This is a genomic window from Actinosynnema sp. NPDC037264 (assembly GCF_055603705.1).
Map to the genome: position 1 here is coordinate 41,290 of NZ_JBVJVK010000030.1, position 19,182 is coordinate 60,471.

At 72.9% G+C, this 19,182-nt stretch carries 16 protein-coding genes; 1 reads left to right on the top strand and 15 read right to left on the bottom strand.

The annotated features are described in order from the left end of the window. Positions 1–21 precede the first annotated feature (21 nt). The 3 genes from ACZ7GX_RS27825 to xynA all read right to left on the bottom strand — a co-directional run bounded on the left by ACZ7GX_RS27825 (position 22) and on the right by xynA (position 2,980). On the bottom strand, positions 22–1,188 hold the full coding sequence (locus ACZ7GX_RS27825) for a branched-chain amino acid ABC transporter permease (RefSeq protein WP_498780824.1): 1,167 nt from the start codon (positions 1,186–1,188) through the stop codon (positions 22–24). Next, positions 1,185–2,147, bottom strand: a complete 963-nt coding sequence (locus ACZ7GX_RS27830; RefSeq protein ID WP_498780825.1) for a branched-chain amino acid ABC transporter permease — start codon at positions 2,145–2,147, stop codon at positions 1,185–1,187. The genes ACZ7GX_RS27825 and ACZ7GX_RS27830 overlap by 4 nt, the downstream gene beginning before the upstream one ends. 155 nt (positions 2,148–2,302) lie before the next feature. Next, the gene (gene xynA, locus ACZ7GX_RS27835) at positions 2,303–2,980 is read right to left on the bottom strand and encodes an endo-1,4-beta-xylanase XynA (RefSeq protein ID WP_498780826.1); all 678 of its coding nucleotides are present in this window, start codon (positions 2,978–2,980) and stop codon (positions 2,303–2,305) included. A gap of 520 nt (positions 2,981–3,500) precedes the next feature. Here xynA and ACZ7GX_RS27840 point away from each other — a divergent pair. Continuing rightward, on the top strand, positions 3,501–7,490 hold the full coding sequence (locus ACZ7GX_RS27840) for an nSTAND1 domain-containing NTPase (protein ID WP_498780827.1): 3,990 nt from the start codon (positions 3,501–3,503) through the stop codon (positions 7,488–7,490). A 4-nt stretch (positions 7,491–7,494) separates the two neighbouring features. On the opposite strand, the gene ACZ7GX_RS27845 is transcribed toward ACZ7GX_RS27840, so the two are convergent. From ACZ7GX_RS27845 to ACZ7GX_RS27900, 12 genes are all read right to left on the bottom strand, one after another. Beyond that, on the bottom strand, positions 7,495–8,625 hold the full coding sequence (locus ACZ7GX_RS27845; RefSeq protein WP_498780828.1) for an NHL repeat-containing protein: 1,131 nt from the start codon (positions 8,623–8,625) through the stop codon (positions 7,495–7,497). A gap of 160 nt (positions 8,626–8,785) precedes the next feature. Beyond that, positions 8,786–10,654 (bottom strand): hypothetical protein, encoded by a 1,869-nt coding sequence (locus tag ACZ7GX_RS27850; RefSeq protein WP_498780830.1) that lies wholly within the window; start codon positions 10,652–10,654, stop codon positions 8,786–8,788. A gap of 202 nt (positions 10,655–10,856) precedes the next feature. Next, positions 10,857–12,572, bottom strand: a complete 1,716-nt coding sequence (locus ACZ7GX_RS27855) for an ABC transporter ATP-binding protein (RefSeq protein ID WP_498780832.1) — start codon at positions 12,570–12,572, stop codon at positions 10,857–10,859. Continuing rightward, entirely contained in the window at positions 12,569–13,015 is a 447-nt protein-coding gene (locus ACZ7GX_RS27860) for a lasso peptide biosynthesis B2 protein (protein WP_498780834.1), read from the bottom strand. The genes ACZ7GX_RS27855 and ACZ7GX_RS27860 overlap by 4 nt, the downstream gene beginning before the upstream one ends. Continuing rightward, positions 13,012–13,269: a lasso peptide biosynthesis PqqD family chaperone gene (locus ACZ7GX_RS27865; RefSeq protein ID WP_498780835.1), complete on the bottom strand. Its 258-nt coding sequence runs from the start codon at positions 13,267–13,269 to the stop codon at positions 13,012–13,014. The genes ACZ7GX_RS27860 and ACZ7GX_RS27865 overlap by 4 nt, the downstream gene beginning before the upstream one ends. Before the next feature lie 12 nt (positions 13,270–13,281). Continuing rightward, positions 13,282–15,114 carry an asparagine synthase-related protein gene (locus ACZ7GX_RS27870; RefSeq protein ID WP_498780836.1) on the bottom strand — a complete coding sequence of 611 codons (1,833 nt, stop codon included), beginning with the start codon at positions 15,112–15,114 and terminating at the stop codon, positions 13,282–13,284. 16 nt (positions 15,115–15,130) lie between these two features. Then, on the bottom strand, positions 15,131–15,244 hold the full coding sequence (locus ACZ7GX_RS27875; RefSeq protein WP_498780837.1) for a keywimysin-related RiPP: 114 nt from the start codon (positions 15,242–15,244) through the stop codon (positions 15,131–15,133). 306 nt (positions 15,245–15,550) lie between these two features. Then, entirely contained in the window at positions 15,551–15,931 is a 381-nt protein-coding gene (locus tag ACZ7GX_RS27880) for an STAS domain-containing protein (RefSeq protein ID WP_498780838.1), read from the bottom strand. A gap of 52 nt (positions 15,932–15,983) precedes the next feature. After that, a complete protein-coding gene (locus ACZ7GX_RS27885; RefSeq protein ID WP_498780839.1) occupies positions 15,984–16,403 on the bottom strand; it encodes a response regulator in 420 nt (139 codons plus the stop codon). Further along, a complete protein-coding gene (locus ACZ7GX_RS27890) occupies positions 16,400–17,881 on the bottom strand; it encodes a PAS domain-containing sensor histidine kinase (protein ID WP_498780841.1) in 1,482 nt (493 codons plus the stop codon). Before ACZ7GX_RS27890 ends, ACZ7GX_RS27885 begins: the two co-directional genes overlap by 4 nt. 54 nt (positions 17,882–17,935) lie before the next feature. Then, positions 17,936–18,328, bottom strand: a complete 393-nt coding sequence (locus ACZ7GX_RS27895; RefSeq protein ID WP_498780842.1) for an ATP-binding protein — start codon at positions 18,326–18,328, stop codon at positions 17,936–17,938. A gap of 70 nt (positions 18,329–18,398) precedes the next feature. After that, positions 18,399–19,049: a response regulator transcription factor gene (locus tag ACZ7GX_RS27900; protein ID WP_498780843.1), complete on the bottom strand. Its 651-nt coding sequence runs from the start codon at positions 19,047–19,049 to the stop codon at positions 18,399–18,401. Positions 19,050–19,182: the final 133 nt, after the last annotated feature.

The following is a 19,182-nucleotide window of genomic DNA, read 5'->3' on the forward strand; positions in this document are numbered from 1 at the left end:
GGACGGGGGTGCTCGGAGTGCTCACTTGGCCGCCTCCGTCGTCGAGACATCGGTGTCCGGACCCGCGACCTCGGCACCCATGGTGCCCATGCCGCCGGTGCCCTCGTGCAGTTCGGCCTTGCGCCTGCGGGAGGGCAGCAGGCCCTCCGGCCGCAGGGCCATCATCAGCACCAGCACACCGCCGAACAGCAGGATGCGGTACTCGGCCGGGTCCTTGCCCAGCGCGTCCTTGAGCCATTCGACCTCGCGGAACCGCTCGGGCAGCCAGGCGATGACGAACGCGCCGAGCATGACGCCGGGCAGGTTGCCCGCGCCGCCGAGCACGACCGCGGCGAGGATGGTCGCGGACAGGATGAACGGGAACGTGCCCGGCTCGATGAACACGGCCTTGCCCGCGTAGATGCCGCCGGCCAGACCGCCGATCATGGCGCCGATCGCGAACGCGAGCAGCTTGAACTTGAACGTCGGCACGCCCATCAGCTCGGCCGCGTCCTCGTCCTCCCGGATCGCCGCCCACGCGCGCCCGACGCGGCTCTTCTGCAGCCGCACCGAGAAGACGATCACCACCACGATCGCGGCGACCATCAGGTAGTAGTACGGCGCGGGCAGCACGCCGAAGTCCAGGCCGATGGCCGGCATGTCCGTCGGGTGCGGGATGTTGGGGATGCCGCGCGCGCCGCCGATCTCGTCGGTGTTGTTCGCGGTGATGCGGATGATCTCACCGAAGCCGAGCGTCACGATCGCCAGGTAGTCGCCGCGCAGCCGCAGCGTCGGCGCGCCGAGGATGACGCCCGAGACCGCCGCCAGGAAGATGCCGAACACCACCGTCGGCCAGTACGACCAGCCGTGCTCGGTGGCGAAGTAGGCCAGCGTGTAGCCGCCGATGGCGAAGAACGCGACGAAACCGAGGTCGAGCAGGCCCGCTTGGCCGACGACCACGTTCAGGCCGATCGCCAGCAGCATGTAGGTGCCGATCGGGTAGATCAGCACCGTCGTCCAGTCCGCGCCGGGCGACATGAACGAGCCGATCCACGGCGCGGGCAGGATCAGCGCGAACACGAGCGCGCCGATGTAGACGACGAACCGCTGCCAGGTCTTGGCGCGTTCCCACCAGTCGCGTGCGCCGTCGAACAGGGCGCCGACGCGCCTCAACGGATTCGCGTTGCCAGTCACTCCGTTGCCTTTCATGCGCGGGCCTTCTGCAGGGATTCGCCGAGGATGCCGGTCGGGCGGAACATCAACACGATCACCAGCACGGTGAACGCGATCACGTCCTTCCACTCCGAACCCAGGAAGATCGCGCCCCAGTTCTCGATGAGGCCGAGCACGATACCGCCGAGCAGCGCGCCGCGCAGGTTGCCGATACCGCCGAGCACCGCCGCCGTGAACGCCTTGATGCCGAGCACGAAACCGACGTTGAAGACGGTGTTCTCGAACTCCATCAAATACAGCGCGCCCGCGACGCCCGCCATCGCGCCGCCGAGCAGGAACGTGACCCGCACGATGTTGTCGATGCTGACGCCCATGAGCACCGCGGCTTCGGGGTCCTGGGCGGTGGCGCGGATGCCGCGACCGATCTTGGTCTTGTTCACCAGGCGGTCCAGCGCGATCATCATGATGACCGCGGCGACCACGACGATGATGTGGTCGGTGCGCACCGCCGCGTTGCCGATGGTGAACACCGTGTCGCGGTCGACGATGCGCGGCGCGGACTGCTGGTTGCGCCCCGCGTTGCCGGTCAGCCAGGGGATGATGACCAGCGCGAACAGTTCCTGGAGGAACAGCGAGGCGCCGATCGCGGAGATCAGCGCGGTGAGCCTGGTCGCGCCCTTGCGCCGCAGCGGCCGGTAGGCCACCACCTCCAGCAGCATCGCGGCGCCACCGGAGATCGCCGCGGACGCCACGATGATCAACAGCATCACGCCGAACAGGGCGATCCCGGTCAGCGGCGACGCGGGCGCGATCGCCGTGATCACCACGAGCGACGTGAACGTGCCGATCATGAAGATCTCGGAGTGCGCGAAGTTGATCAGACGCAGCACGCCGTAGACCATCGTGTAGCCGAGGGCGATGAGCGCGTAGATGGAGCCGAACACCAGTCCACCCACCGTGCTGGGCAGGAACTGGTTGAGGAAATCATCAAGCATGACAGGTTTGCCTCACGAGACGGGCGGGGGGAGAAACTTCGCCAAAGTGGTGGGGGGGGGGGGGGGGTGTGCCCCCCCCCCCCCCCCCCCCCCCCCCCCCCCCCCTCCTTCCCCCCCCCCCCCCCCCCCCCCCCCCCCCCCCCGGGTCCGGGGTGCTAGCTCACGGTGATGTTCGAGTTGCCGCTGCTCTGGTAGCCCTCGGTCGCCATGATCATGTAGTAGCGGAAGCTGCCCAGCTGCATGCCGGCCCGGCTCCACGCGTCGAAGTGGTTGCCGGTGGTGATGGTGCCGCCGACCCTCCTCTGCTGGCGGACGCTCCAGAACTGCGCGAACGTCTTGGTGCCCTCGACGGACGGGGCGTTGTAGCGCATCGTGTGGTAGATGTCGTACGTGCCGCCGTCGCTGGTGACCGTGCCCCGGTGCGTGCCCGTGGGCCGGTAGTTGCCCCAGCTGTCGACGATGTAGTACTCGACCAGCGGGCCCGAGGTCCAGCCGTAGAGGCACAGGTAGCCGTTGCCCGAGGGGTTGAAGCTGCCCGAGTAGCGCACGGTCCGGCGGGATCCGTTGCTCCAACCCTTGCCGCACACGAAGTTTCCGGTGTTCCGCCACGAGGTGCTGTACTGCCCGCCCGACCCCATGGTCATGGAGACGGTGTTCTGGGCGTCGGTCCAGAACGAGTAGTAGTAGCCGTTGTGGTTGCCCGTCTGGTTCGTGGTGACGGTCTGGGCGTGGGCGGTGCCGGGCAGGATCAGCCCGGAGCCGAGCGCCAGGGCTCCGGCGCCGCCGATGAACGTCCTGCGGCTGATCGGGTGCGCAGGGGCGTTGTCTTCCATTGGTGTGCTTCCTCCTCGTTGAGGCCAGCGAGGGGCCACCCGGCGTGCGGCGGGACCGGCAGTCCGGTCGGTGGCCGCAAATGGCGGCCGCGGCGCTCCCGGTCGTACACTGCGATCAGGCTTTCGACCGCCCTATCGCTTTTGACGGTCGGTTGCCGGAGTCGCGGGGGTGACCCGATCGACATCGGTCCAGGGTCTGTCGATGCAGACAGTGTTCGGCCGACTCCGGCGTGCTGTCAACGATTCTCGTAAGGTTGCGAAAACCTTATCGTAAAATTGCGCAAGTACGTCCGGCGCGGGTATGGCTGAAATGCATCGGTACTGGTGCCGGGATTTCCGGTCCGATGCGGCCGACCGGTGGTCGGTGAAAAGTTTCGGAAACCTATCGAACTCGGCGGGCGTGCGCGGCGGTGGTCGGCCGGCGTCGGCGGCCCTTCAAGATCACCCGATCGTGCGTGGCATTCGGGCGTGCGCGTTCGGGAGAATGGCCCTGGGGATGGTAGTCCGGGGGGATAAGCCGATGGAGTCAGCACGTGCGTTGCCCGCGGCTGTCGTGCGGGTGCGCGATGGTCGGGGATCGGTGGTGGGCGCGGGTTTCCTGGTCGCGCCGGACCTGGTGTGCACGTGCGCGCACGTGGTGGGCGACGGCACCGTGCCGCCGCCGGGGCCGGTGCGGGTGGACTTCCCGATGCTGCCCGGCGCGCCGGCCCGCACGGCGGTGGTGGAGGCGTGGCGGCCCGTGCTGGCGGACGGTCGCGGCGACATCGCGCTGCTGCGGTTGACCGAGCCGCCGCCGGAGGGCTTCGCCACGTTGGCGCTCGGGGCGGCGGAGAACCCGTGGGGCCAACGGTTCCGCGTGCCCGGGTTCCCGGCGGGCCACGAGGACGGCGTGTGGGTCGGCGGCAGCCTGCGCGAGCGGCAGGGCACCGGGTGGGTGCAGGTGCAGGCCGACGACGGGCCGCGCATCGCGCGCGGCTTCAGCGGTTCGCCGGTGTGGAGCGAGGACCTGGCGGCGGTGATCGGCATGACGGTGGCCGCCGAACGCGGCTCTGGCACCGCCTACCTGATCCCGTCCGAGACGCTGGTCGAGGTCGCGGGCGAGTTGGCGCCACCGTGCCCGTTCCGGGGTCTGCGGGCGTTCCGCGCCGAGGACGCGCGGTACTTCTTCGGCCGCGACGACGAGATCGACCGGCTCGCGCGACGGGTGGCGCGGCAGCGGATCGTGCTGGTGGTCGGGCCGTCGGGCTGCGGCAAGTCGTCGTTGGTGGACGCCGGGCTGCGGCCGCGGCTGGAGGCGGCGGGCACGCCGGTGGCCCTGGTCCGGCCCGTGCCCGGCCAGTCGGCGCACGACCTGCTGGCCGTGCTGCGCCCGGTCGCCGTGCCCGGCGCGGTGCTGGTGGTCGACCAGTTCGAGGAGGTCGTCACCACCGACCCGGGCACCGCGCGGGACGTGCTGCGGCTGCTGGAGGAGCTGACCGCCGAGCCGGGCGGGCCGCGGGTCGTGCTCACCCTCCGCGCGGGCTCCCTGGACGGGCTGCTGGCGACCGGCGGCGTGCCCGCGCTGGACGACGCGACGATGTTCCTCGCGCCGTTGAGCGGGGACGGGCTGCGCCAAGCCGTGGAGCGGCCCGTGGCGCTCACGCCCGGCGTGGCCTACCAGGACGGGGTGGTCGACCGCGTGCTCGTCGACGCGCGGGCGGGCACGGGCCTGCTGCCGCTGGTCGAGTTCACCCTCACCGAGCTGTGGCAGGCGCAGGAGGCCGGTCGGCTCACGTTGCGGGCCTACGACGAGCTGGGCGGTGTCGCGGGCGCGTTGGCAGGCCACGCCGAGCGGTTCTACCGCGACCTCGACCCGGCCGAGCGGGAACCGGTGCGGCGGCTGCTGGTGCGCCTGGCCCGACCCGCCGACGACGGCTTCGCGTTGCGCCCCGTCAGGGTGGACGAGGTGCCCGACGACCTGCGCCGGGTGGTCGACGTGCTGCTGGGCGCACGGCTGCTCCTCGTCCGCGAGGACCCGGGCCAGCCGCCGGTGCTCGCGCTCGCACACGAAGCCCTGCTGCGCAACTGGCAGACCCTGCGCGGGTGGCTGGAGGCCGACCGCGAGTTCCTGGCCTGGCACGCGCAGGTGCGCGAACGCGCCGACCAGTGGGAGCGCGAGGGCCGCGACCGGAGCCTGGTGCTGCGCGGCGGGCAGCTCGCCACCGCGCGGCAGTGGCTCGACCAACGCCCGGCCGACGTGGACCGGCGCGAGCACGACTACGTGGCCGCCGGTCAGGCCGCGCGGCGCCGGTCGACCAGGACCAGGCGTGCGGCCGTGGCGGCCATGGCGGTGCTGCTGCTGGTGTCGGGGCTGCTCACCGCCCGCACGGTCTCGGCCAACCAGGAGCTGGACACCACCGTGCGGCGGCAGGGCGCGCAGCTGCTGCACGACCTCGCCGAGCGCGAGGCCGGGGTCTCCACGATGAGCGCGTTGCAGTTCGCGCTGGCGTCCTGGCGGCACGACCCGGCGGTCGGCTACGGCGCGCTGGTGCGACAGCAGGCCGTGTTCCACGACGTGGCCGAGGTGGACGTGGACCGGTTCGCCGTGCCGATGGAGGTGATCGCCACGACCCCGACCGGCCACGTCGCCGTGTCCGCCACCGCGTCCGGGGCGTTGACCGCGTGGCGAGACCCGTGGGGCGACGCGCCGCGGTCGTGGCCGCTCGGCACGGTCGACGGGGTGGAGGGCATCCGCGTCAGCGACGACGGCACGCGGGTCGCGGTGGCCGACACGGCGTCGGCGATCCGGGTGTGGGACCTGCGCGAGCGCGGCGAACCGGTGCTGGTGCGCCCCGCCGCTGCGGAGCCGGACCCGCTGGAGGACGCGGGCCTGGAGATCTCCCCGTCCGGCGGGCACGTCGTGCTGGTCAACAAGTCGCGGGTGGAGGTGTGGGACGTGGCGCGGCGGTCCCGCGTGGAGGGGTTCGCACCGCCGCCCGGCGAGGTGCTCGGCGTCGCCGCGGTGGACGACGAGCTCGGCGCGGTGGCGTTGCTGGAAGCGCGGGCCGACGGCACGGTGTTCGCCGTGCGGTCGCTCGACACCGGGGCGGAGGTGCGGTCGACGCCGGGCCTGTCCACCACGGCCCGCCAGGGGCGCATGGTGCTGTCGTGCGCGCACGACGTGCTCTCCGGGCGGGACGTGTTCAGCGGCGCGGAGGTGTTCCGCCGGGCCGCGCCGGACTGCGGCGACGTGTCCACCGACCTCACCGGCGAGTACCTGGCCTTCGACCCGGGCGTCGAGTCGGGCAGCTTCGGCCTGGTGACGTACCTCGACCCGCGTGACGGCCGGGCCTACCAGTCCTCGACGCCGAGCTCGGACCTCACCGAGGACCAGGAGGTCGGCGGCGGCACGGTCGTGCTGCGGTCGCCGGACGGCACGCCCGACATCCGCCACGTGCGCGGCCGGGCGGTGGTGCGGATGCGACCACCGCGCCCGGTGGAGGAGGTCGGTTCCCAGCAGTCGGCGTACGCGGGCACGACCGACCTGCTCAACCCGGCCTACAGCGAGGACGGCTCGCTGATGGCGGTGGTCGAGGGCGCGAGCGACCGGGTGCCGGGCTTGTCGCTGGTCGACACCCGCACCCGGCGGCGGCTGGCGCACGTGCCGGACCTGCTGCCACCGGGCCGGTTGTTCCTGCAGTTCACCCCGGACAACGCGCGCCTGCTGCTGTTCGACGGCCCGGAGCTGCTCGTGCTGGACACCCGCGACCTGGCGGAGCTGCGCCGGGTCCGGCTGCCCCGGCCCGCTGAGCTCGGCGACCAGGAGGACCGCCGGTGGCGGCGCTCGGTGGCCGCCGTGGACGACCGCACCGCGGTGACCCTGTACGCGGGGCTGCTCACCCGGTGGAACCTTGACAGCGGCTCGCCGGTCGGCCAGCCGCTGCCGGTCGGCGACACCGCGCGCGAACTGCTGGAGGCGGCGGAACGCGGCGTCGTGCTGCGTACCCCCGATCCCGACCGGGTCCTCGTCAACACGCCGCACGGCCAGCGGTGGTGGGACCTGGCGGCCCGGACCGCGGGCGACGAGATCGCACCCGAACCGGACTCGACGATGCTCGCCGCCGCGCTGCACCGCCCGGACATCGCGATCCAGTACTCGTCGGGCCGGGCCTACGTGCACGACCTGGACTCCGGCGCCACGTCGAAGGCGATCCCGCTGACCGCGCACGTGGCGCCCCTCGGGTTCACCCCGGACGGGAAGCTGCTCGCCTCCGGCGAGGACGAGCTGATCCAGGTGTGGGACCCGGGGACGGCACGCCTGCTCGGCGAGTTCCGGCTGCCCGACGACACGGTCGGACCGGTGATGGCGGGCTCCCGGCTGATCGCCGCGAACAAGCGGGGCTTCGTCTCGCTGGACCTCGACCCGTCCCACTGGTTCGCGGCCCTGTGCGCCGCCGCCGGCCGCGACTACACGGAGTCCGAAGTGGACAGACTGCCGCCGGGGGTGGACCGGGGCAACCCCTGCGCGTGACGGTTCAGCTCGGGTCGCCCGGTGTGGGGTCGGTCGGGCGGTCCCACGACTCGGTGGTGAGCTGGGCCAGGGTGGAACTCGTCAGCTCGGTGACCAGCAGGCTGCGGGACAGGGGGAGCAGGCGGTGGGCCTTGCAGTGCTGGGTGGGCAGCACGGTGACCTCCTCGCCGACGACCCGGGTGAAGTCCGGGTCGAACGTGACCCGCACGACGACGTCGAGCACGTCGTCGGAGACGATCGACGACCCCAGCAGCCACGCGCTCGGCCCGCCCGCCGGGTCGAACGCGATGTGCAGCAGGCCCGCGTCGGCGACCTCGGAGGACCGCAACCGGAACCACGTGGTGGCGCCGTCGGCGTCGATGCGGCCGAACGTGCCGGTGCCGTGGTCGCTGGAGCCCAGCAGCGCGACCCACAGGCCGACCGGACCGGCCACCAGCCCCACCGGCCGGTCGGGGACGTCCAGCTGGGTGGTGTCCCGGGTCAGGGGGTTGATGCGCAGGACCTGGCTCGCGTCGTCCTGGCTGGCGTAGAACTCGCCGGACGCGGGGTGCCGGGCGACGAAGATCGGGTTCGGGCGCGCCTCGTAGAGCCGGAACCGGGACGGGTCGGCGTGGTCGATCGACAGCACGTGGTTGCTGGTCTTCAGGCTCACCCACAGCTGGTCGCCGTACTCGCCGACGTAGTGCGGTCCCTGCCCGCCGCCGGGGACGTCGATCGTGCGCACCACGCGGGGCGGCGCGTCGACGTCCGGGCCGTTGGGGTCGACGAGCAGGAGCCGGTTGTCGCCCTCGTGGGTGGCCCACACCAGGCCGGGGTGGCGCTGCGAGACCGCCAGGCCGTGCAGCATGGAGTGCGCTTCGCCCAACGGGTGCGCCCGCGCCGCCTGGACCTGCTCGCCCGCCGGGTCGAGCCGGACCTTGACCAGGTGGCTGTTGGACATCTGCGACACCAGCACGAGCGGCAGCCCGGGGACCCGCACCAGTTCGTGCGTCTGCTCCGCGTGTGGCAACCCGTACTCGACCACCGAGCGGCGGGGCACGCCCCGCGGTGGTCGGGCCTGGGCCGGAGCGGCGGTCAGCAGCGGCGCGGTGATGCTCGTGAGCAGCACGGATCGGTGGAACGCGCGCCGGTCCATCGGGCCTCCTCGGACGGGAACCGGGTCGGCCCCACCGTAGGCACGCCGGCGGTCCGCCACCGCCCGACGACGCGGACGAGCCCGCGTCGGGTGAACGGATTGCCCTTTCACGGGGACGTCGGTGGGCGCGGCCGACCAGCGCCGCGCCCACCGGACAGGGTCAGCCGGCGCCCCGGACGAACGCCCAGGCGGTGCGGGTGACGGTGTCCTCGGTGCCGGTGAACCCCTCGGCGGGGCTCAGCTCGTCCTCGGTGAAGTCGAGGTCCGGGTCGTCGGCCGTGCCGCCGACGCCGTCCGGGCCCACCGCGAACATGACGGCCGGGTCGCCACCGGGGTCCATGATGCCGTGCGCGTCGTTGAGCCGGTCGGTGTGCCAGCTGCCCGACATGTGCCCGACCTCGTGGCTGGTGATGTTGCCGACCGCGCGGCCGATGAACGCGATCTCGTCGCTCGCCGGGCCGACGTAGGTGTTCAGCGACCACACCGGTCCGGCCGGCGCGCTGATCTCGTCGAGCAGCACCAGCGCGGTCTCCTCGCGGCCGAAGTTGCCCGCGTCGATGGACTGGGCGATGCCGACGGTGGAGATGCCCGTCTCGGCGATGGTGCCGCCGACGACGACCCGGCTGACGTTCGGCTGCCCCCACGGGTCGACGTGGTCGCGGCTGGTGAGGATGCGCACCGCGAAGCGCGGGTTGAGGCCCTTGGCGATCAGGTCCCGTTCCAGGTTCTCCCGCACGGTGGCGGTGATGGCCGCGATCAACGCGCGTTCGTCGGCCGCGGCGAGTCCCCACCGGGGCAGGAAGTCCGCCAGCGGTGAGAGGTCGCGCAGGCCACCGCCGCCGCCGTAGATCGCCGTGTTCACCCTGGCGCCGTCGAAGTCCAGGAAGATGGTGTGCACGGAACCACGTGGCGCGGTCTCCGTGCCGGGGCGGAACGCTTCGAGCTTGATGTCGTACGGACCTTCGCCCGCCTCGACGCCGAGCCGGTACCGGCCGGCCGCCGGCGCCACGAAGTCCACGACCGCGTTGCCGCCGCCGGGCATCGGCGAGACCTGGGCGAACGAGTACGTGAGGTCCTGCGAGGAGCCGAACACCTCGCGACCGGCCGGGTCGTGCACCGCGATCCGGGTGCCGCCGCCCGCGACGGCCGCGCCGAGCACGTCGCCCGCACGCAGGTCGAACGAGTAGTAGTCGAGGTCGCCGCCGCTCTTGCCGCTGGTGATCAGCAGGTCGTACGGGCCTTCGGTGACGACGCCCGGGCCGGTGCCCGGTGTCAGGGGGTCGCGCGGCAGCGCGAACGGGTCGGAGCCCACCATGAGGTAGAAGGTGCGGCCGGCCTGGATGGTGAACGTGATGGCGGAGTCGGTCGAGCCGCCGCTGTCGCCGCTGACGGTCCACAGGCCGCCGTCGGTGTCCCACAGCGCGAGCACCGGGTCGAGGTCGCCCGTCGGCGTCGACGTGCGCGCGGAGAACGTGACGTCGGTGGCGCCGCCGTCGAGCCGGTAGAAGTCGAAGTCCCCGGTGCCGTCGCCGGCGCTGCCGTGCGGGCCGTCGCCGATGACGCCGCTGGTGCGGACCGCGCGCCGGGTGACCGGGAAGCCGGTGTCGCCGGCGAGCCCGATCGCGTCGTCGGGCTCGGGGAGCGGCGGCAGCACCGGGATCGTGTCGTCCAGCCTGATGTCGCCGGTCAGCGCGATCTTCGAGTCGGCGGGCGCGCGGGTGCCGAAACCCGCGATGTGCTCGGCGGTCGTCGGGGTGTCGTTGGCGCCGGTGACGCCGACCGGTTCCTGCTCCTGGTACGGCCGGGCCGCTTGCGCGCCGACGCGGTGCGCGCGTGCCTGCGCCTTGGCCTCGCGGGCGCGGGCGACCGTTGCCCAGTCGGTCTCGGCCGGTTTCGACGGGAACATCAGCACCGGATCGGGTTGGATCACCGGCACGGCCTGCGGTTCGGCGGTGGCGGCGGTCTGCCCGCCCCACAGCAGCGCGGCGGCGACCCCCGCCGCCAGCGCGCCGAGTGCGCGTTTCGTCATTGCTTCCCCCTGGCTCCCGGGATGTCCGGAACTGCCAGCAAAGCGTGCGGGAGCGCGAGGGGGTCGTGGTTCGGCCGAGGTTGGCCTGTTCACGTCAACTCCGGCGACGCCTTTCGGAGCAGCACGGCGGGGAGGTGGACGAGCGTGCGGCGGCACGGCTCTACCGCCGGGCTCACGTCGCGAGTCGGCCCCACCGCCGGGCTCACGTCGCGAGTCGCCGATACAGCTCGCTGTCGCACAGCAACTCCGCCGGCGTTCCCCGTGCGGCCACCCGGCCACCGTCGAGCAGCACGACGCAATTTGCGCTGCGCAACGTCGACGGCCGGTGCGCGATGACGAGCAGGGCGCACTCGGCGGAGACCCGGGCGACGGTCTCGGCCAGCACGGCTTCGGTCATCGCGTCGAGTTGCGAGGTGGGTTCGTCCAGCAGCAGCAACGAGGGCTTGGTGAGCAGCGCGCGGGCCAGCGCGACCCGTTGGCGTTCCCCGCCGGACAGCGCGCAACCGCGGTCGCCGACCTCCGTGTCCAGCCCGGCGGGCAGGCGGTCGACGAGGTCGCCGAGGTCGGCGAGGCGCACCACGCGGTCGATCTCGGCCGCGTCGGCGTCGGGGTCCGCGTAGGTGATGTTGTCCCGCAACGTGCCGTGCAGCACCGGGGTGTTCTGCTCCACGAAAGCCAGTCGCGCCCGGCACTGCGCCCGGCTCAGCTCGCGCACGTCGCGGCCGTCGAGCAGGATCGTCCCGCCCTGCGGGTCGTAGAAGCGCTCGACCAGGGCGAGGATCGTGGACTTCCCCTCTCCCGACCTGCCCGCGAGCGCGACCAGGGAGCGGGGCGGCACGGTGAACGACACACCGCGCAGCACCGGGCGGTCGGGGTAGTCGAACCGCACGTCCCGGAACTCCAGCACGGCGGTCGCCGCAGCCGGCCGCACGACGTCGGGAGAGCTCTCCCGGTTCTCCTCGACGGGCAGGGCGAGCACCTCCCACACGCGCTGCAACGCGCCCATGCCGCGCTGGATGGTGGTCACGGCGTGGAACGCCGACGCCAGCGGAACGGCGAGGTAGCTCGCGTACAGCAGGAACGCCACCAGATCACCCAGCGAGGCGGCGTCACGCGCGACGCGGACGCCACCGACGAGCAGCACGAGCAGGAGGGTGCCGTTGGCCGCGAGTTCGACGGCGGGATCGGCGATGCAGGCCAGTCTCGCGGTGCGCACGCCGGAGCGGTAGGCGGAGTCGGCCTGCCGGCCGATGCGCTCGGTCTCGCGCTGCTCCGCGCGGCTGGCCCGCACGGTCCGGATGGCGCCGAGGGCCCGGTCGAGGTCGGCCGCCATCGCGCCGACACTGGCCTGGGTCCGCTCACTGGCCGCGCGCATCCCCCGCACGGCGCCGACCACCAGCAGCGCACCGGCCGCGACGGTCACGAACACCAGGACGAACAGCGTGACGTCGAGCCACACCATCAGGACCACGATCCCGGCCGTGGTGAGGACACCGGTCACCAGGTCCACGAACGACTGGGCGACCACGTCGCGCAGCACGGTCGTGTCGGCGCCGGTCCGGGAGACCAGGTCGCCGATCCGGCGCTCGTCGTAGACCGGGATGGGCAGCTTCAGCAGGTGCCCGATCAGCGACCGGCGCAGTCCCAGCACGATGCCCTCGCCCGTGCGCTCCAGCAGGAACCGGCCGAACGCGCCGAGGAGTGCCTGGGCGACGAACAGGGCGGCGAGCGCGGCGACGAGTTCCCACGCCGTCCGGCCCGCGCCCGCCTCGGTGATGGCCTCCCGCGCGACCAGCGGTTGCGCCAGGCCCAGGACCGCGCCCACCAGGGTGAGCAGCACCGCGAGCAGCACGGCCCGCCGGTGGCCGCGCACGAGCCCGAGCAGGTCCCTGACCCGCGCGCCGGGCCCGGATTTCATCCCGCGGACCTCCGCGAGGGCGCCGGTGGCACCACGATGAGGCGGATGAAGTAGTCGGCGGGCAGGTGCTCGTCCACCAGCCGACCGTCCGCCTCGACCCAGGCGTGCGCGCCGAACGGCGGCTTCTTCCGCGCGCCGGTGCACCACGTCGGCCAGGTGCCCGTCAGGCGGCACAACAGCGCCGTGGCCAGCGAGCGGGGCAGGCACCCCTGCGGCCCGGCGCACGGGAGGCTGACCGCGAGCACCGCGTCGCGTGCCTTCTTCGCCTGGGCGTAGGTGGCGGGTCGGGCGCCGCGCCGGAGCACGGTGAGCACGGCGCGGAGGCGTGCCGGTGACAACCGCGCGATCAGGCCGGCCGCCGCGACCGCCAGCCGTGCGGCCACCCGTCGTGGCAGCGCGATGCCCCGCCGAGGGGGCCGGGTGATCGCGCCGGGGGACGTCACGGCGTGACCAGGTCGGCCGAGCGCAGGCTGTCGAGCAACGTCTCGACGTCGCTCCTCGCTTGGGGTTCGTCCACTTCGAACTGCTCGGTCAGCGCCTGCACCGCCTCGTCGGGCGTGCGGCCGGCCAGGAGCAGGCGCACCACCTCCGCGCCGGTCGGGTTGAGCTGCCAGTAGTCACCGGTGCGCTCGTCGAGCAGCACGGTGCCGTACTCGGTGTCCGCCGTGGACACACCGTCGCGGATCCGGAGGGGCATGCCGATCTCCCTTCATGCGGGCGTGGTGGAGCGAGCCAGGGCGCGCAGCCAGACCTCGCAGCCGATGGTCGTGTACAGGGTGGCCCGGCTCAGGTCCGGTGTGGACGGTCGGACGGCGAGCGCCCGGAGCTGTCGCGCGTCGACCAGGCCGAGGTCGGCCAATCGGGAGTCCTCCCACAACGCCAGCAGATCGCCTCGGTGCTCGCGCAGGCCCGCGGCGTCGTCGAGGGCGGACTGGGCTTTGGTGCTGCGCTCCAGGCACTCGTCGGCGACGACGCCCCGCATCGCCTCTTTCAGGACGGGCTTGTAGGTCCACGGGGTGACGCGGTCCTCCGGCCGCACGGACAGGAAGGCCTCGATCACGCGGTCGTCCATGAAGGGTGAGGTGATGGGCAGCCCGGCGTTCGCGGTGATCTGCTCCCAGTGCCGGATGATGCGGTTGGTGCTCCGGATCTGCTCCAGGTCGGCGTGCAGCCCTCTCGTCGGCGCCAGTGGTCGTGCGTCCGGTGCGACGGCCAACAGGGCTTCCCGCGCCAGGTCCACCGCTTCTTCCGTCACCCACGGGAAGAGCCGGGGCGGCATGCCCCACCCGAGACCGGTGGTGGCGACGTCGGCCAGGGGCGATCGCAGGTCGTCTGCGGCGTCGGCCAGCCAGGCGTGATAGGGCCGGTTGTCGGCCAACGCGCGGATCATCGGCAACCACGGTGAGTGCCACAACGAGCGATAACCGCGCAGTCGCCCGAGCGCGAACAGCGGTCGGCGGCGCAGCAGCGTGTGGTGGTAGGCGTCCGAGCACCAGGCGACGTGGTCGCCACCGATGCCGGTGAGGTGCAGGCGTGCCCCCTTGGCCGCGAGCCGGGGCAGGTGGGCCGACAACCGCGCTTGGTCCATCACGCCGATGGTGGGCTCGTCCACGGCGTCGTCGATGTCCCGCAAACCCGCGTACACCAGGGGGGACCGCTCGGCGGGCAGGCTGTCGTGGACCACGCCGGGCAGGTGCGCGGCGGCGCGGCGGGCCCACGCGAAGTCGTCGTCCGCGTCGTCCAGGCCCGGCCAGGTGAAGGCGATGATCTCGGCGTTCCCCCGGGCGGCGAGGAAGCACACGGATGTCGAGTCCAGGCCGCCCGACAGGTCGCAGCTCACCACGCCGCCGTGCCGGGTGCGCGCGTCGACCGCCTCCGCGAGCGCCTCGCCCGCCCGCACGGCGCCGTCCGCGATCGACAGCGAGGGCTCGGGCGGGTGCCACCAGCGGGACTGGCGGGTGCGGACGCCGTCCGGCTCGACCACCAGGTAGTCCCCGGGCGCCACCGAACGCACGCCCCGCCACATCGGGGTGTCCGCCAAGGGGTGCGGCACGGGGAACAGCAGCCGCACCGCGACCTGCTGCTCGTCCAGTTCCGCCCCGGCGAACCCGGCGAGGAAGTCGGCGCGATCGGCGACGACGGTGACACCCGCGACGACGGCGTGGAACACCAACCTCATGCCGGAAGCGCTGCCCTGGACCCGCAGCCGCCCGTCCACCGAGGCCACCAGGTGGAAGCTGCCGGGCAGCCGGCGCGCCAACCGGTCGAGGTCGGCCACGTCCCGCACCCGCTCGGCCTCGCGGGTGAGTTCCGCCGCCGTCACCGGGCAGCACCCGATCACCGCCAGCCTGGTGCGCCCGGTCTCGGCCACGGTGATCTCGCCGCCGGGGCGGCGGGCCACCAGCCACGGCCGTCCCGAGGCGTGCGTGACGTTCAGGTCGGCCGCGCCCCGGAAGGGGGCCACGGCGAGCGCGCCCTCGCAGTCCGGCAGGACCACGAAGCCGACGTCGCCGTGGCCCGGCGTGCGATTCGGCGCCGACATCAACGCGTCGGCGGCGTCAGTTCTTGCTGAAGATGAGGCGGTCGCGGCCGTTGCGTTGCAGCAAGCCGGTCACCTTCGAGAATGCGCCTGAGCGGATCAGGACCGGTGCCTCGTACACGCGCTTGGTCATCGTGCGTCCCTTCTCGTGAGGAATCTTCGAGTGGCGCCGCCCGGTGCTTTCACGAGCCGACGGACGACTGCGCGCACTCGGCGGCGGCCACGCCTCATCATGTAACCCGCGGCGGCCACCGCACGCTGATCCCCGAGAGGACCACTCGGACGAGCGAGAGACCGCCCGTGACCAGCGTGGAGGCAGTCGAACGGGTGTGCGCTCCCCACTTTCGACGGATGCCCGCGGTCGACCTCCGTCGGCGTGGTGCCCGACGGGAGTGCCGCCGTCGGGTCTCCGGCACGCGTGACCGGAACGGGGGAGGGCTCAGCTCCGGCGGGCGCCCTGGGGCAACGCCACCGACGCCAGCGCCTCGTCGACCGAGCCGAACACCGTCAGCAGCGACCCGAGGGACGTCAGCTGGATCGGCCTGAGCACGGCGCGCGCGGTCGCGACGACCGCGAGGGTGTCGACGCGAGCGCGGGTCTCCAGCAGCAGCGACAAGCCGGCGGAGCTGAAGAAGCTCACCCCGGACAGGTCGAGGACCAGGGCGGACGGGCGCTCGGCCAGGCCCGACAGCACGGCGGCGCGGACCTCGGGAGTGGTGTCGACGTCGACCTCACCGGCCACGCCGATGACGAGGACGTCGCCCGCTCGGGTGACACGGATGTCGAGGATCGGTGAGGGTTGCCCCATCGGCTCGGCCACGACGTCTCCCGGGTGTGATGCGGTGTCGAACCACAGTTGTACCAGGCCGACGCTACGTGCTGGGCAGCGGCGACGCACCCCTGCGCTCGCCGTGCCCCGGCCGTCCCAACCGGCGGACGGCCGCCACGATGTCGCTGTTCGACACGCCTTTGACCAGGTGCTCACCGACGCCGGCCGAGGTGAACTCGTGGAAGGCCTCCCGATCGGCGAAGGCCGACAGCGCCAGGATCCCGGTGTTCGGCGACCGGAGCCTGATCTCCCGCGCGGCCCGGCCACCACCACCGCCGGGCATGCGCACGTCGAGCACGACGACGGCGGGGCTGTGGCGTTCGACCAGCTCGATCGCCTCGTCCGCGTCCCGCGCCACCGCGACGACCTCGAAGTCCGGCTCCGCGTCGAGCACCTCGCGCAACGCCTCGCGGATCATCGGGTCGTCGTCCGAGATCACCACGCTGAGCTTGCGGTCGGTCACGGCTCACCGCCGGGGGAGTCCGGGATCCAGAACCGCACCTCCGCGCCACCGTCGGGGCCCTGTCCCACCGACCACCAGCCGCCCGCGGTCTCCGCGCGCTCCCGCATCTCGATCATGCCGAAGTGGTCGAACGCCGGTCGGTCGCCCGGCGCGCCCGGGTCGGCGCCGACGCCGGTTCCGACACCGACGCCGTTGTCCACGACCTCGACCAGCGTGCCGCCGCCGGTCGAGGTCAACGACACCTCGACCGCGGACGCCCGCGCGTGCTTGCGGATGTTGACCAGGGCTTCCTGGCAGATGCGGAAGATCGTGATCGCCGACTCGGCGGGCGGCTCGCGGTCCAGCTCGTGCCGCAGCCGGTACGTGATGCCCCACGGTTGGGCGACGTCGGTGAGGTAGTGGTCGAGGGCCTGCACCAGGCTGTGCCGGTCGAGCTCCGGCGGGCGCAGCCGGAAGACCAGGTTGCGCAGCCGTCCGATGGACGAGCGCACCGCCTCGTCCAGCTGCCGCACGACGGCCGCGTCCTCCTCGGGCAGCCGGTTGGCCAGCAGTTGCAGCCGCATGCCGACGGCGACCATGGACTGGATCGAATCGTCGTGCACGTCCCAGGCGATGCGGCGCCGCTCCAGCTCCTGGGCCTCCACGAGGTGGCTGACGAGCCTGCGCTGCTCGGTCAACGTCCGCTCGACCCGCCGGTGCTCGGTCATGTCGCGGGTGACCTTGGCGAACCCGCGCAGGCGGCCCGCGTCGTCGGTCAGGGCGGTGATGATGACGTTGGCCCAGAACCGGGTGCCGTCCTTGCGCAGCCGCCAGCCCTCGTCCTCGAACCGGCCGACCTCGGCGGCCACCTCCAGCTCGCGCCAGGGCTTGCGCGCCACCAGGTCCTCGGGCGGGTAGAACAGCGAGAAGTGCTCGCCGACGATCTCCTCGGCCGAGTAGCCCTTGATCCGCTCCGCGCCCGCGTTCCAGCTGATCACCCGGCCGGTCGGGTCGAGCATGAAGATGGCGTAGTCGAGCACGCCTTGGACGAGCAGCCGGAACCGCTCCTCGCTCGCCCGCAGCGCCTCCTCGGCCCGCATCCGCTCGGTCATGTCGCGGGTGACCTTGGCGAACCCGCGCAGGCGGCCGGACTTCTCGAACAGGGCGGTGATGATGACGTTGGCCCAGAACCGGGTGCCGTCCTTGCGCAGCCGCCAGCCCTCGTCCTCGAACCGGCCGACCTCGGCGGCCACCTCCAGCTCGTACCAGGGCTTGCGCGCCTCGAGGTCCTCGGCCGGGTAGAAGGTCGAGAAGTGCTTGCCGATGATGTCCTCGGCCGAGTAGCCCTTGATCCGCTCCGCGCCCGCGTTCCAGCTGATCACCCGACCCGTGGGGTCCAGCATGAAGATCGCGTAGTCGACCACGCTGTCCACCAGCAGGCGGTACGCGTCCTCCGGCGGTTGTTCGAGCGCGGGGTGGGAGGAGTGATCAGCGGCCATGGCGTCACTGTGCACGATGCTCTGCCACGGTGCCACGGGCCTGCGCACCCGGCCTCAGGACGTCGCGTCGGCGGCCATCTCGCACCACACGACCTTGCCGCCGCGCTCGGCGTGCGCGCCCCAGGCCGTGGTCAGGTGCTGGACGAGCTGCAGGCCCCACCCGCCGACCGTGGCGGAGAGCCGGGCGCGCGGCAGGACCGGGCTGCCGTCCTCGACCTCGACGCGGAGCCGGCGCGCGTCGCCCGCCAGCCGGATGACGGGGATGGTGGCGGTGTGCCGCAGGGCGTTGGAGACCAGTTCGGAGGCGACGAGCACGACGTCGCCGTGGTCGCCCAGGTAGCCGAGGTCGGTGAGGGTCTTGCGGACGAAATCGCGGGCCAGGCCCGCCGCTCCCCGGTCGATCGGCGCGCTGAACTCAGCGACCGGGCCAGACACCGAGACGTCCACGGTCGTACTCTGCGGTATCGAGCGGTCGGTGCCCAGACGCACCGTCACCGTCGCGTCTAGTGCAGCTGCACTAGTCGAGCAGGCCGTCGCGGCGGGCGATCGCCACCGCCTCCAGCTTCGACCTGGCGCCGAGCTTCTCCAGCACCCGTTGCACGTGGTTGCGCACGGTGTTGCGGGCGACGCCCATGCGCTCGCCGATCTCCTCCGTGCTCGCGCCCTCGGCCATGAGCAGCAGCGCCTCGCGCTCACGGACCGTGAGCGGCACCCCGTTGTCCTTGGCGCGGCCGGTGAGCTTGTCCAGCACGCCCGCGAGCAGCCCGCCGTCGAACACGACCTCGCCGGCCGCCACCCGCAGCACGGCGTCGGTCAGGTCCTCCAGGCGGGCGGACTTGAGCACGAGGCCCGCGGCGCCGGACTCCGCGGCGCGGGCGGCGACGGACACGGTCGCCTCGCCGGTCAGCACCAGCACGCGTGCGCCCCACTCCTCGAAGCCGGGGATCGCGTCCAGGCCGTCGCCGTCGGGCAGCCGGCGGTCCAGCAGCACCACGTCGGGCCGGTGCCTGCGGACCTCGGCCACCGCGTCGGCCACGGAGCCGACCGTGGCCACGACCTCGACCTCGCCCGAGTCCGCCCAGGCCAGCCGGATCGCCTCGGCCACCAGGTGGTGGTCCTCCACCAGGACCGCGCGGACGGGTCGGGACGGGTGGGGTGAGTGCGCCATGCTGTGCAGATCCTCGTCGCTGGTCCGGTCACCCACCCTAGACCTTCCGGTACCACCCGGTCCGATCACCACGCTCGAAGATCGGCACCGTGATCGCACGCGGGGCCGCGGCGAGCGGCATCGCGGGGACCGG